This is a genomic window from Aequorivita sinensis (assembly GCF_006346335.1).
GTDB classification, from domain to species: domain Bacteria; phylum Bacteroidota; class Bacteroidia; order Flavobacteriales; family Flavobacteriaceae; genus Aequorivita; species Aequorivita sinensis.
The window spans coordinates 1-14,665 of the sequence record NZ_VDMC01000008.1 but is presented as its reverse complement, the minus strand read 5'-3'; the positions used below and the strand labels follow the sequence as shown (position 1 = coordinate 14,665).

At 36.2% G+C, this 14,665-nt stretch carries 13 protein-coding genes; 9 read left to right on the top strand and 4 right to left on the bottom strand.

Annotation, left to right across the window (positions count from 1 at the left end):
* Nucleotides 1–71: 71 nt before the first annotated feature.
* On the bottom strand, nucleotides 72–1,511 hold the full coding sequence (locus FHP04_RS09605) for a pyridoxal phosphate-dependent decarboxylase family protein (protein WP_139855892.1): 1,440 nt from the start codon (nucleotides 1,509–1,511) through the stop codon (nucleotides 72–74).
* Nucleotides 1,512–1,686: 175 nt separating this feature from the next.
* Complete coding sequence (locus FHP04_RS09600) at nucleotides 1,687–3,156, bottom strand: T9SS type A sorting domain-containing protein (protein WP_139855891.1); 1,470 nt, start codon at nucleotides 3,154–3,156, stop codon at nucleotides 1,687–1,689.
* A 100-nt stretch (nucleotides 3,157–3,256) separates the two neighbouring features.
* Here FHP04_RS09600 and FHP04_RS09595 point away from each other — a divergent pair, with 100 nt between their 5' ends.
* From FHP04_RS09595 to FHP04_RS09565, 7 genes are all read left to right on the top strand, one after another.
* Complete coding sequence (locus FHP04_RS09595; RefSeq protein WP_139855890.1) at nucleotides 3,257–4,297, top strand: endonuclease/exonuclease/phosphatase family protein; 1,041 nt, start codon at nucleotides 3,257–3,259, stop codon at nucleotides 4,295–4,297.
* A 229-nt stretch (nucleotides 4,298–4,526) separates the two neighbouring features.
* Nucleotides 4,527–6,041 carry a catalase gene (locus FHP04_RS09590; RefSeq protein ID WP_139855889.1) on the top strand — a complete coding sequence of 505 codons (1,515 nt, stop codon included), beginning with the start codon at nucleotides 4,527–4,529 and terminating at the stop codon, nucleotides 6,039–6,041.
* Nucleotides 6,042–6,166: 125 nt separating this feature from the next.
* Nucleotides 6,167–6,736 (top strand): YceI family protein, encoded by a 570-nt coding sequence (locus FHP04_RS09585; RefSeq protein WP_139855888.1) that lies wholly within the window; start codon nucleotides 6,167–6,169, stop codon nucleotides 6,734–6,736.
* Between the two features lie 2 nt (nucleotides 6,737–6,738).
* A complete protein-coding gene (locus tag FHP04_RS09580; RefSeq protein ID WP_139855887.1) occupies nucleotides 6,739–7,119 on the top strand; it encodes a nuclear transport factor 2 family protein in 381 nt (126 codons plus the stop codon).
* Between the two features lie 262 nt (nucleotides 7,120–7,381).
* Nucleotides 7,382–8,629, top strand: a complete 1,248-nt coding sequence (locus tag FHP04_RS09575; protein WP_139855886.1) for an amidohydrolase family protein — start codon at nucleotides 7,382–7,384, stop codon at nucleotides 8,627–8,629.
* Nucleotides 8,630–8,696: 67 nt separating this feature from the next.
* Entirely contained in the window at nucleotides 8,697–9,428 is a 732-nt protein-coding gene (locus FHP04_RS09570) for an MgtC/SapB family protein (protein WP_139855885.1), read from the top strand.
* 54 nt (nucleotides 9,429–9,482) lie between these two features.
* Entirely contained in the window at nucleotides 9,483–10,655 is a 1,173-nt protein-coding gene (locus FHP04_RS09565) for an MFS transporter (RefSeq protein ID WP_139855884.1), read from the top strand.
* 5 nt (nucleotides 10,656–10,660) lie between these two features.
* On the opposite strand, the gene FHP04_RS09560 is transcribed toward FHP04_RS09565, so the two are convergent.
* Entirely contained in the window at nucleotides 10,661–11,017 is a 357-nt protein-coding gene (locus tag FHP04_RS09560; protein ID WP_139855883.1) for a winged helix-turn-helix transcriptional regulator, read from the bottom strand.
* A gap of 209 nt (nucleotides 11,018–11,226) precedes the next feature.
* On the opposite strand from FHP04_RS09560, the gene FHP04_RS09555 reads away from it, so the two are divergent.
* Nucleotides 11,227–12,150: a ClpXP adapter SpxH family protein gene (locus FHP04_RS09555; RefSeq protein WP_139855882.1), complete on the top strand. Its 924-nt coding sequence runs from the start codon at nucleotides 11,227–11,229 to the stop codon at nucleotides 12,148–12,150.
* Between the two features lie 317 nt (nucleotides 12,151–12,467).
* A complete protein-coding gene (locus FHP04_RS09550; protein ID WP_158319133.1) occupies nucleotides 12,468–13,730 on the top strand; it encodes a T9SS type A sorting domain-containing protein in 1,263 nt (420 codons plus the stop codon).
* A 207-nt stretch (nucleotides 13,731–13,937) separates the two neighbouring features.
* On the opposite strand, the gene FHP04_RS09545 is transcribed toward FHP04_RS09550, so the two are convergent.
* Nucleotides 13,938–14,450 carry an NADPH-dependent FMN reductase gene (locus FHP04_RS09545; RefSeq protein ID WP_139855880.1) on the bottom strand — a complete coding sequence of 171 codons (513 nt, stop codon included), beginning with the start codon at nucleotides 14,448–14,450 and terminating at the stop codon, nucleotides 13,938–13,940.
* Nucleotides 14,451–14,665 lie beyond the last annotated feature (215 nt).

Genomic DNA, 14,665 nt, shown 5'->3' with positions numbered 1-14,665 from the left:
TAAAAGTGATTTTAGATTAATATAATTTTTTGTTTTATTGTTTTAGTAAATTCTTTGGACATCCGCTTGTTTCACGACAAGGATTTTTCTTCTGCAAAAGATTCGCAAAGTGCGATAGTTTCCTTTACATCGTCTAATGTTGTTCTAGGGTTTATCAAGCACATTCTTAGTACTATCTGCCCGTTAAGAACAGTAGTTACCAATAAAGCTTGTTTTGAATCAACCACACTTTGAGAAATTCGTTGGTTAAGCGCGTCAAGCTTTTTCTCTGAAAGTTTGTTGCCAATTGGGTTGTATCTAAAGTTAATAACCGCCAATGTGGCTGGTGAAATAACCTCCCAATTGCTACTCGATCTTAAAAAATCTTCTGTTGCTTCTGCCAACTTAATATTGTAGGTTATGGCCTGCCTGAACTCACCCATTCCAAAAGTTTTTACCGACATATAAAACTTCAAAGCTCTAAAACGTCTTGTAAGCTCAATACCGTGATCGTAAAAATTAATTTCAGACTCATTGCCTTCAATATCGCGTAAATATTCAGGTTTTTCGGTAAAAGTTCCTTTAAGCCATTTGTGATTTTTCACTAAAAGACAACCGATTTCATAGGGCTGATAAAACCATTTATGAGGGTCTATAGTAAGTGAATCGGCTTTCCCAATTCCTTTTAAAAGCTGTTTTCCATCTTCAGAAAGTATAGCAAAACCACCATAGGCCCCATCGATATGAAACCAGATATCTTCTTTTTTACAGATTTTGGCAATGTCGGAAAGCGGATCTACCGTTCCGGTATTTGTTGTCCCGGCAGTTGCAATCAAGCAAAAAGGTTGTAGCCCTTCCAACCTATCTTTTGCAATAGCGTTTTTTAATTTATTCAATGAGAATTTAAACTCCCCATCAGTAGGAATAATTCTAATCTGTTCTTTTCTAAAACCTAATACGCGAATGGCTTTAATATTTGAAGAATGCGCTTGGTCTGAAAGGTAAATTACAGCTTTACTAAAATCGTCGCCACATTTTACTCTTCGAGCAGTTACTAAGGCAGTTAAATTGGCCATAGAACCCCCACTAGTAAAAATTCCTCCCCCTTTTTTCTGAGGGAAGCCGAACATTTTTAAAAGCCAGTTCATAGCTACAATTTCCATTTGTGCGGCTGCAGGAGACGCTTGCCACCCACCAGAGAATATATTGAAACCAGCTGTTAAGCTGTCTGCCATGGCACTGATATAGTTACTAGGCCCTGGCACAAATGAATACGACTTTGGATGAGAAACAATATTACTTTTGGTCATTACCTCCTCCAAAACAAAATCCAACACCTTTTTAGGGTCGGATGGAGTTTCAGGAGCTTCTTCTAGAAATAATGCCTCCATTTCTTTCCTTGTACCCGAAACCACAGGGAGTTTTTCATTCTGTGTAGAAAAATGATCTACAATTGCATCAACTACCTCATACCCATAACTTTTCATTTCGTCATGGCTTAACTCTAATGTCGCTTTATTCTGAATCTTCACGTGTCTTTTTCTTTATTTTTTTCAAAGTGCAAAAATACTGTTTTAGATAGGGAAAAACAGTGTTTATTTCAATAAAAAATGCCTTGATAATTACATCAAGGCATTTTAGAAAATAGCTGATCTAGTCTTTAAAAAAATTAGGCCTCGACTGCGCTCGACCAGACATTCTTCTCGTTTATTGAACAATCATCTTTTTAGTAATACTGTTATTATTATTGCTGAAGTTTACAAAATAAAGTCCAGAAGCAAGGTTGATTGACATTGTATTAAGCCCTTCAGAAATGTTTTTTGAAACGATTAGGTTCCCTTGAACTCCGTATATTTCAACTTTCTCAAAAGAAAAGATATTGTTGAAGTTAATTTCATTTTTTACTGGATTTGGATAAAAGCTAAAGTTTGAAGCAGCTACATCGTTAACTGAAGCAACTCCACAATCAAATGGATCGAAGGTAACTAAACCTAATGTTGCATCATCTACTTGGTGAAAAATTACATCTTCAACCTCTTCCACAGTACTTTCTTCCCCTTCAATCCAACAGTTGTTTTTGGCCATTACTGGATTAGCTGTATTGTTATAAAGCGCATAAACTACACCACCGTTTCCATTTTCAGAAAACACATTTCCTCCTGGGTTGTCAATGTCATCCCCAAGGTTAATTGTTGCTTGGTCTTGTAGTGTAATACCCCAAATATTTCTTCGTATTGTATTACCTGTAACTACTACTTCATTTCTAGCAGAACTTGTAAGTATATTAATTCCACTTCCACCAAGAGCAGGATCTCCTTGAGTGTTATTGTCTTCAATTAGATTGTTTTTAATTAAAGCAGCATCTACAGGCCCCATAATAGTAATCCCGTATCTGTTGTTTTGAATAATGTTGTCTTGAATAACTGCATTTACATTTGCACCCACAAAGTTTGCAATTGCAATACCACCAACCTTGGTTAAATTTGGATCTCCGATAATTATATTTTGAATAATCTGCAAAGGCTCGTTTGCTAATGTAGTTCCGATGTTAATTTGCGGACGGTTAGCATTATCGGTATTATTTCCTTCAATATGGTTATTATAGATATATGGAGAAACCCCAGAGTTTGCAGCAGAACCAACGGCAGGATTTTCATTAAACTGTATAAGGTTGTTCGTAATCTGCGCCATCCCACGAGAAAGCTGAATAACAGCACTTGACGTAGCTCCAGAAACATTATTGGTTATTGTACAATTGTCAATAGAAAAAGTTTCAGTTAACACTCGAAGCCCTCCCCCGTAAGATATAGTTGCGTTTTTAATATCTATTTCTGAAAACTCTTCAAAACGAAAACCTTCATAAGGAGCAGCTTCGTCTAAAGCAGTAATTGTAACTTCGTTGGCACTTACAGTAAAAGCACCATAAACTTTAATTAATAAATCAGCATCAATTAAAAGAGTTAAGTCCGTATCGATAACTACGGCATCATTTTCAGCAATTTCTAAGTTTTCTAAAAGGGTATACTCACTGCCAGAAACCGTAATTGTAGTAGGGCTTGCTGCAGCAATATCATCTAAGGTCCAAGTAACTCCTGTGTTGGGAGTTGTATAGGTCTGTGCGAATGTTATGGCAAACGCAAAAAAAGTTAATAATGTTGTAAGGGTAATTTTTTTCATTTTATTGGTTTTTATGAACTGTAAAAATAGGTAGTAGCGACTAGGTAAAAAAGAATTTTCAAACCTTATTACATCGCTACAAATTAACTAACTTTGAAATATGGTATTATATATTTTCACGATATTTTTCATCCTTAGCCCCTTCTTTCCAGCTACTAGGCATCCTCATTGGTTTTTTCGTACTGCAGATTTTGTAAGACTTCAATCGGTGGTTATACAATTAATCCTACTCGGAATTTTCATTTACACCGAAGAACACTACACTACTTTTAGTTGGATTTTACTTTTTGCGCTTATTGCAAGCATCATCTACCAACTTTTTAAAATAACACCATACAGTTCACTTTTTCCAAGAAGAAGATCGCACGATGCTACAGACGGATATGTTTCTATTTTAGCAGGAAATGTTTTACAAACAAATAACTGCTACTCAGACTTCCTGAAAGAGGTAAAACGATTTGACCCAGATTTAGTACTCACGATGGAGTCTAACAAGGATTGGGAAAATGGACTTTCCGAACTTGAAAAAGACTATCCTTTTACCGTAAAGGTACCTTTAGAAAATTTCTACGGAATGCATCTTTATTCTAAAGTTGAAGTAAAAAACGTAGAAGTAAAATATCAGATTGAAGACGATAAGCCTTCTATATTTTTCGACTACTATACCGATAAAGATTCGCCTATTTTCTTTTGCTGTCTTCACCCGGCTCCTCCAAGTCCTACAGAAAATGAAACTTCTAAGGAACGTGATGCCGAATTAATGCTTACAGGAAAGAGAATTAGAAAAATTGACAAGCCAACGGTGGTTTGTGGCGATATGAACGATGTAGTATGGAGCCGCACAACGCGTCTTTTCAAAAAAATGACAGGGATGATAGACCCTCGTGTGGGGCGTGGATTCTTTTCTACTTTTCACGCAGATTATTTCTTTTTAAGGTTTCCCCTGGACCATCTTTTTCACACCCGCGATTTGTATGTAGGTAAAATGATACGTTCCAAGAATTTTGGAAGTGATCACTTTGCGATGTACTATGAAATTCATCATAAAAAAAAAACAAAAACTCCCAAAAACCCTAAATTAAATGGGGATGAGAAGGAAGAAATCGAGGAATTGATTGAGGAAGGGAAAGACAACGAATAAATCTTTTTCTATAAAAACTATTGTCTTTACACACTGTAATTACTCTATTAACCTACCTCAAAATTTTACTGTGTTTCAAAAACACAAAACGTTCAAGCCTGAATATTGAATTGAATGTCCAAAACATAGCATTTTAAAACCTAAAAGGGTTTAAAACTGATTTATGTCAGTTGAAAAGTTTAGGAATTTTCGTAACTTCATTCGCTAAATCAATCTTAAAACTAAAGTAATGGATAAGAAAAAACCTAAATTAACTAGGCAAACAGGAGCTCCTGTTCCAGATAATCAAAATGTACAAACAGCTGGGCCACGTGGCCCCATGTTAATGCAGGATGCTTGGTTTCTTGAAAAAATGGCAAACTTCGACAGAGAAGTTATTCCAGAAAGACGAATGCACGCGAAAGGTTCAGGTGCTTTTGGAACCTTTACAGTTACACACGATATCACACAGTACACAAAAGCTGACATCTTTAGCGAAGTAGGAAAAAAAACAGAAATGTTTAGCCGTTTCTCCACAGTTGCTGGAGAAAGAGGGGCAGCAGATGCCGAAAGAGATATTAGAGGATTTGCACTTAAGTTTTATACCGATGAAGGAATTTGGGATTTGGTTGGAAATAATACCCCCGTGTTTTTCTTCCGTGACCCGATGAAATTCCCAGATTTAAACCACGCTGTAAAACGCGACCCTAAAACCAATATGCGGGATGCTAATAACAACTGGGATTTTTGGACTTTACTTCCTGAAGCTTTACATCAGGTTACTATAATTATGAGCGATCGTGGTATTCCAAGAGGATACAGACATATGCACGGATTTGGAAGCCACACCTATAGCCTTATCAACAAAGACAATAAAAGACATTGGGTGAAATTCCATTTCGTAACCCAACAAGGTATCGAAAACCTATCCGATGAAGAAGCGGCAAAAATTGTAGGTATGGACAGGGAATCGTCTCAGAGAGACTTATTCGATGCCATTGAAAATAAAGACTTCCCAAAATGGAAGATGTATATTCAAGTAATGACGGAGGAAGAAGCAAAAACTTACCGTTTCCATCCATTCGACTTAACGAAAGTTTGGTCTAAAAAGGACTTCCCTTTAATTCCTGTAGGGGAATTTGAATTGAATAGAAACCCAGAAAACTACTTCCAAGATGTAGAGCAAGCAGCATTTAATCCGACGAATATTGTTCCAGGAATTGGTTTCTCTCCAGATAAAATGCTTCAAGGAAGATTGTTTTCATATGGAGATGCACAACGCTATAGACTTGGTGTAAACCACTATCAGATTCCGGTAAACAAACCTACTTGCCCTTACCACTCTTATCATAGAGATGGAGCGATGCGAGTAGATGGTAATTACGGTGCAACAAAACATTACGAACCAAACAGCTATGGCGAATGGCAAGAACAACCTCACGCTCAAGAACCGCCTTTAGAATTGAGTGGCGATGCTTACGCTCATAACTTTAGAGATGATGATGAAGATTACTTCACCCAACCTGGGGATTTATTCCGCATTATTAAAGCCGACGGAAAAGCTGACATGTTATTTAAAAATACGGCTGCTCAAGTTGGTGGTGCCGAGAAGTTTATTCAAATACGACATATCAGGAATTGCTATAAAGCCGATCCAGAGTATGGCGAAGGTGTAGCAAAAGCACTAGGTTTATCGATGGACGAGGTGAATAACTTCGATATGACACCTTATAACAAATGGGCACCAAGACCAAGTAATGGATAGTGCTTTTTAATAAATAATAGCAATAAAAGCAAATGCCATAAATGGTCGAAATTCGATTATTTATGGCATTTATGTTAACTTTAAATATTTCACTAACATTTAATAACTTTTAAAATTTAGATACTATGAAAAAAATTATGTCATTAGTTGCAATTGTATTTTTTACAATAACTTCATTTGCACAAACACAATGGAAGGTAGATCCTTATCACTCCTCGTTAAACTTTAATATTTCCCATTCAGGAATTAGTATTGTAAACGGCAGCTTTTTAGAATACACAGGAAACTTAACCACGGAAGGAGAAGCTTTAAATAATGCAAACTTCGATTTTACTGTAAAAGTAAACAGTATAAACACCAATGTAAAAGATAGAGACAATCATTTGAGAAGTGCTGATTTTTTTGAGGTAGAGAAATACCCTAATATGACTTTTAAAAGCACTAAAATTTTAGCTACTGGAAAGCCAGACAAATATTTGTTGTATGGTAAATTAACCATTAAAGACGTTACTAAAGATGTGATTTTTGACGTGCATTATGGAGGATCTGTTAAGAGTGATAAAGGTGAAAAATTAGGTATGAAAGCCAAAACCACCATTAATAGATTTGACTACAACATCAATTTTGATCCAGCTGCTGCAGGTGTTGGAAAAGACGTAACTATTGTTGTTCACTTGCAATTTGCAAAACAATAATTATGAAAAATTCACCAAAAGACGTAGTCGAAAAAATGTTTGAAGCCTTTAGTGAAGGTGATGTAGAAAAATTTGTAGGCACGGTTTCCGAGGACACCGTTTGGGTTTATCACGGAACCCAAATAATTCCCGCCGGTACCTTTGAAAAAAAGGAAGGTGTTAGAACCTTTTTCACTAATATCATGGAAAGGACTGAGATAATCAATTTTGAACCTCAGCAATATATTGTTGAAGACAATATGGTAGTGGTATTGGGACAGGAACACCAAAGGGTTAAGCGTTCTGGAAGAGAACTTAAGCAGAAATGGGTTCAAATTTATACCGTTGAAAACAATTTAATTACGAAAATGGAAGAGTTTGCTACTTCGGAAGAGGTATCATAAATTTTGAATTTTCTTTTAAAAATGAACCTAGTGTTAGCAGTTTATAACACTAGGTTTTTTTATCTAATTATATTTTCAACTCATCTGAAAATGTCATTTCACACAACAACAATTCACTTATAACCAATATATTGTATGACATTTATCATTGCAAATTTCACCTTTAAGGTTTAGATTGTAAACTTGTCCTAACGCCAATTATATAGGCGATTTTTAAATTTTGGGCATTACTTAATAGTATTAACTTTTAAATAAATGTATAATGAAGAAGAAGTTTTTTAATGCGAAAATCTATCGCAATGATGAAGCCACGGAAATGATTGTAGAAAATGGTAAGATCACCCAAATCGGGAAAAATTTATCTAAATGTGATGAAGAAATTGATTTAGGCGGGAAGCTTGTTTTACCTCCTTATGTAGACCCTCATTTGCATTTGGACTACGTTTATACATTATCGGAACTAGGACAAGAAGGCGCTGGCTCAGGAACCTTATTTGAAGCGATTGAGTTGTGGCCAAAGTTTAAAGAAACCTTGACTGTTGAAAGTGTGAAAAAACTTGCGATGAAAGGAATTCACGATGAGGTTTCCCAAGGTGTGCAGCACATACGTACGCATATAGACGTTACCGACCCAAATTTCACGGCCTTAAAAGCGATGCTGGAAATGAAAGAGGATTTAAAAGAAACGGTTGATATTCAAATTGTGGCTTTTCCGCAGCAAGGAATGTATACTTATAAAGGTGGATTAGAACTCGTAGAAGAAGCCTTGAAAATGGGGGCTGATGTAGTTGGAGGAATCCCACATTACGAACCAGCTAGGGAATTTGGAGAAAAATCTGTTCACGATATTGTTAATCTCGGATTGAAATACGATAAGATGATTGATGTTCACTGCGATGAAACAGATGACACCCATTCGCGTTTTGTGGAATTACTGAATGCACTTGTTCTTATGGAAGACTATGGTACAAGAACAACCGCGAGTCACACCTGTTCCTTTGGTTCGGCAGATAACTCCTATGCTTTTAGAATGATGGACCTTTTCCAAAAGAGTAAGTTGAACTTTATCGCTTGTCCTACCGAAAACGCTTATCTTCAGGGTCGACAGGACAGCTACCCAAAACGTCGTGGATTAACTAGAGTAAAAGAATTTATAGAATTAGGAATTAATGTTGCCTTCGCACAAGATTCCATAAACGATCCGTGGTATCCAATGGGGAACGGAAATATGATGAACATTCTAGATAACGGAATCCATTTAGCACAAACCATGTCGCCAGAAGAGATAAAAACAAGTTTCGACTTGATTACCTACAATGGTGCCCGTTGTATGAATATTCAAGATAGTTATGGATTAGAAGTAGGGAAAGCAGCCAATTTTATCGTGCTTAACGAATCTACAGTTTATGAAGCGATAAGAAAAAGAGTAGATGTATTGGCGTCAGTTAGAAATGGTGAGTTTTTATTCCGACGCAAAGAGGTAGAATACGACGTGCCTTTGAATCTTTAAACTTATCTTGTACACTTCTTTTAGGAAAAGCATAATAATTTCAAACCACTAATTTTTCAAAGATTTTATGGATGGATTTGTAGAGTTATCAGAATACATTTTTCGCATAGGCACTGCTTTTATATTAGGCGGAATTATTGGTTTTGAAAGACAGTGGCAACAAAAAAACGCAGGATTACGAACCAATACCTTAGTGGCGATTGGCGCTGCTTCTTACGTATTACTATCTATAGACCTTTATAGTTTAGCGGGTGGAGATCCTGGCAGGGTAACGGCGCAAATTGTTACGGGTATTGGTTTTATTGGGGCTGGGGTTATAATGAAAGATGGGTTTAATGTAAGAGGACTTAATACCGCAGCCACCATATGGTGTTCCGCAGCAGTGGGAACTTTGGCTGGGATGGGCTTTTTACTTGAAGCCTTGATTACTACCATCGCCGTGGTTTTATCTCACCTAGTCTTAAGACCGATAAGTGTTCGTTTATCAAAGCTTTCAGCATATAGGAAGACTAAAGTAAAAGAAACTTACTACCAAGTTTCTATCCAATGTCTTTTAAATATGGAATCAAACGTTCGGTTTTGGCTATTAAGCCATATTGAAGCTAATGATCAGTTACTGGTGCGTTCAATTAATAGGAATACGCTAGAAGCTAATCCAGAAGAAATAGTTATTCAAATAGAAGTGGCAACTATTGGCGAACAAGAAAACTTATTGGAAAACTTGGTTACAGGTCTTACTATGGAACTCGAAGTAACTCGAGCAGGCTGGAAATTGGTAGGACGAGAAACAGAGTATTAGCCCAACTCATTCTATTAAATTATTTGTGTATTTCACACAGTTAAAAACAAAACTATGAGCAAACAAAATATTGCGGAAAAAACTAAAAGTGTTTTTCCGTGGTTGATAATGATTTTAATGTCGTCTGTAACCTTTGTGGGGATTCTCTCTGAATTAATGCCTTCTGGGGTTTTACCTCTTTTGATGGACGATTTAAACATCAACGAAGTTCAGACGGGGAATTTAGTGGGGTATTACGCCATTGCTTCGGCTATTTTTGCAATTCCACTTATTTCCTTGACGATGCAATTCAACAGGAAATATTTATTACTCCTTTTATTAGGAGGTTTTGCTATTTCCAATATTATCTCAGGACTTGTTTACGACTATACCACCATCATTATTTTAAGAGTTATTGGAGGTATTTGTGCGGGAGTCATGTGGCCAATGATTGCTGCTTATGGAATGAGGTTGGTAGATGAAAAGCATCACGGTAAAGCAATTGCAGTAATTATGGCAGGAACAACCTTGGGGATTAGCGTGGGAATGCCAATAATGACAACTATTGGGAATGACTACGGCTGGAGAACAGAATTTATAGGTCTTGGTGCATTTATCCTTGCTATTGCCGTAATTAGCTTTTTTGCTTTGCCCTCAACCCCAGGCGAAAAACTCTCTAAAAGCTCCTCGCCATTTGCATTACTAAAAATACCTGAAGTGTTAATTATACTTTTACTTACATTACTGGGAGTAGTAGCACACTATGGCGTTTATGTGTATATCACAAGTCTTGTGGATGAAATTCAGCTAGCAGGTGGTGTGGAAATGGCGCTGTTATTTTTTGGAATTGGTTCGTTAATTTCAGTCTTGATAGCTATAAAATACACCGATAAATATTTAAGACTACTAACTATAGCGATGTTTGCATTGATTATTTTTTCAATGGTTATTTTCCTAATGTTTGGAGGCACAACAGGTATGGGACATTTCGCTTTCTTTTTATGGGGAGTTTCCTTTGGTCCGTTAGTGACGCTATTACAAGCCGCGGTAAGCAGGCAAGTAGAAACTGCTAAAGATGTAGCTACATCGGTTCAATCATCGGTTTTCAACTTATCAATTATGATTGCGTCATCTGCTGCCGGCCTACTATTGGGAATTTACACTCCAATGAGTTTGGTTTATCTTGCAATTGCACTTTCCATACCTGGAATTATAATTTCAGTATATGCTAAAAAAACTTTGAGTTGATTTTATTATCCGTGCACAGATTGCCTATATTCAATACCCCATTTTGCCAATTCGTTAATAAGTGGTGAAAGTGTCGCACCATATTCTGTTATAGCATATTCAACGGTTATAGGCTTTGTATCTAAAACTGTTCGACTAACTAAATGATTCAATTCAAGATCCTGAAGTTCTTTGGAAAGCATTTTAGATCCTATCCCATCAATTTCCCTCATCAAATCCATAAACCCAAGTTTGTTACCCTCTATTAGCGTTCCTAGGATGTGAAACTTCCATTTCCCAGATAAAATACTCATCGTATCACTGATAGCTTGCATCCTAACCTGGCATACAGGGGTGTCGTTTATTTTTGCTTTCTTTTTCATTTCAATATAAATATTTCACAATTACAACTTAAATGCACTAAGGTAGTTTCCTACAGGAAAGCACTTCCCAAAAGGAAACGCATATCAAATATACACTTAATTTTCAGTATATTTGTATTCATACTTGAAAACATAACAGCTTAAACCTGAACTAGGTAGAACTATGATAAATGTATTCAAGTAAATAGATAACAATTTAAAACAATATTATGAATAACGATAAATTAAAAAACAATCCACTGCTTTGCGATCCAGAAACAGGAATGTGCGAAATGCCAAGCGAGGATGTGCAAGATTCCACAGTAGAAAAAGCTCAATCATCTGAAAAATCAGTTAAGCTAGTTTACTTTACAGACCCAATTTGTTCTTCTTGTTGGGGAATTGAACCTCAGTTGAGAAAACTGAAATTAGAGTATGGAGACCATATTGAAGTTGAATACAGAATGGGTGGTCTTTTACCAGATTGGAGTTACAATAGCGGAGGTATAGGAAAACCATCAGATGTTGCTTCACATTGGGACGAGGTAAGTATCTATTACGACATGCCAATTGACGGAGATTTATGGTTAGAAGATCCCTTAGACTCGTCATATCCTCCTTCTATTGCCTATAAGGCAGCACAAATGCAAGATAAAGAGAAAGCCAACCTATTTATGCGGGAAATTCGTGAAATGGTTTTCTTACAAAAGAAAAATATTGCAAAATGGGAACATTTAGCAACTGCTGCCAAAAATGTTGATCTTGATGTTGAGCAGTTAAAATCGGATTTTGAAGGAAAAGCAAAAACATTATTTCAAGACGATTTAATAATTGCAAGAGAATACGGTGTAAGAGGGTTCCCTACTATTTTCGTAGTTGACAACGAAGGGAATAAAGAAACCGTTTACGGCGCTAGACCGTATGCTTTTTATGAAATGGCAATCTTAAAAACGAATCCAAATATTTTAAAAAGCGAATACAGTAAAAATTGGGAATCACTTTTTGCTATCTACCCTACTCTTACAGCTAAGGAGTTTTCTGAACTTTCAGGTACGCCTCGAGAGGAAAGTGAAAACGTACTGAACGAACTTACAACCAAAGGTTCTTTAGAAAAACTATCGACTAAAAACGGTTCTATTTGGAAAGTAAAATAGGTTCAATTTAAATTAGACACTATCACTCAAAGTGTGTAAGTGTAAATACAAGGGTAGACTTTTAAAAAAGCCTACCCTTTTTTTTTAGAACGTAAAGGTTTGATTTAAAATTACATATTCAAAAACAGCCCAAATCTAGCGGATACCTTACCTACTAATTTCCCGCTAAAAATGGCTGATATTTCATGGAATCAGTAATACATTAGTAGGTGTCAATGATACAGAAAAAACTCTTTCTAAAATATTTTTATATACAATTGCAAAACGGCAATTTTTCTTTAAGTTTACGCCCTGTTAACAAAAAACTTAATTTTACAATGTTTAAAAAATTACCCACTAAAAGACTTTTAAGTCTTCTGATGATTACACTTTTTTCAGGAGTGACTTTACATGCAAGTAATGTAAACAACCAAGGCAACCCCCTTAACGATACACCTTGCGATGAGAAAATCGTGATAGAATGCGATACCGTATATACGGCAGATTTAGTTCCGAATGCGGGATATTGGACAAATTATTCAAATGTTCCTTATAACTATACTGGATCGGAACAAGTATTTGAATTTACCGCTACTGCCTCGGGTCTTCACATAATGGATTTAGATCAAGGAGCAGGCGATGCAGATTTTATGATTATGAATGCTTGTGGAAATATGGCCGGAAATATCACTGGTTTTTATTGGACTGGAGAGCACTCGGAATATATAGAATTAGTTGAAGGTACTACTTATTATATTATTGCCGATTTGTATGAAACAAGCGGACCGACTACTGTAAGTATAAAGGTAAATTGTATGGGAGATGTGGTTGTTCCTGAACCAGATTTTGATTGCTTCCAAGGTATGGGGATTGCTCCAAGCCTTGATGCTGCATTTAATTTAGATCCACTTAACCCAAATACATTTGTAGCTAATGATTTTACAGTTGAAGCTAATACTACTTTTGCACTTCAACAAATCTCACTTAGTACAAATCAAGTTCAGGTTCCAGATCACGGTGTTTTCAATATTAGAGCAAATAATAATGGAATACCAGGTGAGGTAATTGAGGTGATTGAAGCTGATGTAACATCTGCTATAGCTTACGCAGCATTATACGACGAGCCAGTGTATCACGTTGTATTTGACCTGACTGAAACTGTTCTTTTTACGGAAGGAGTTTATTGGTTAGAACCAAAAATCACTACTCCACAACCTTCTACTGTGTGGTGGGCAGCTACAGAAAACGGAACAGATGGTGCAATTACCATGTTGTCTGAAGATGGAGGTGCTACTTGGATGCCATTAGAAGCAGAATCTATATTTTTCGTAGCAGGAGAATGTGAAACCTTAGGCGTTTCTGATTTCACATCAGTTGACTTTGATTTTTACCCAAATCCAGTAAACGACGTGTTAACTATTCAATCACAGAAAACTGTAGAGTCGATTGAGGTTTATAACGTAATGGGGCAAATGATCCTAAATTCAAGCACAATTTCAAATGGAGAAATTGATTTAAGCACTCTTAAATCAGGTATCTATTTAGTGAAAGCAACTTTTGAAGGCGGACTAACTGAAACCCTGAAAATTGTAAAAAAATAATAGAAATAAATTAGATTTCTTAAAGCTTAAAAGCCGTCTCACTTTTCTAAATGGGACGGTTTTTTTTGTTTGCCATGTCCGTCAATTACGGTAAGGTCAAAGGCATAAACCGCATATAGTTGGAGAATACCACGAGTTGAGGCCGATAGTTCCCACCGAAGAACCGTTCAATTTTGGGTAACAGGTGGAAATTGAAGTAATTCCAATTTATCGATACAAGTCAATGGCAGCATTCAAAAGTTCAACAACTTCTGTCGGTAACTCTATTTTATTTTCTTTAATTTCTACGTCTATCTTATAAAGTGGGAGCTGAGTTTCAATCTTAGCTTTCATTGTTTGTAGCGATTGCAATAATGATGTCATTGCGTGTTCCCCTCTAGGTTGATAGGGTGTAAATGTTATGGGAAGAACATTCTTTTGTGCAAATTCCCCAGAAGCAGTGCACCACTCGATTAGGTTTTTTAATACTGCAGGGATATTATGCGTGTATTCAGGAGTAGCAATGATTATCAATTCAGCAGCATCAATTTTTTCTTTCAATACAAGAATATTTTTAGGAATGCCCGCTGTTAATCTGGAAGGACTAAACAACTCAAAATCTTGTAAACCTTCAAAAACCTGCATTTCATCCTTTTCCTGCAGCAATCGCTGAACTGCTTTTAGAAGATGAAAATTACTGCTAGATATGCTTGCAGAAGCAGATATTCCTAATATTCGCATGGGTTTTACTTTTAGTCAATACAAATTACAAAAATATATTCTGTTGAGACTATGTAGCCTTTAACCATAAAATGCTGTAACAACTCTCACTTCTACTTTTGCAATAATTAGGGATCATTCTCAAAAGTTGTGTGTGAATTGAAATAGAATTCTGATTTTTGTTTTTTAAAACAAAGCTTTGGACAATTATCTAGACCTACTGAAACTTATCCTGC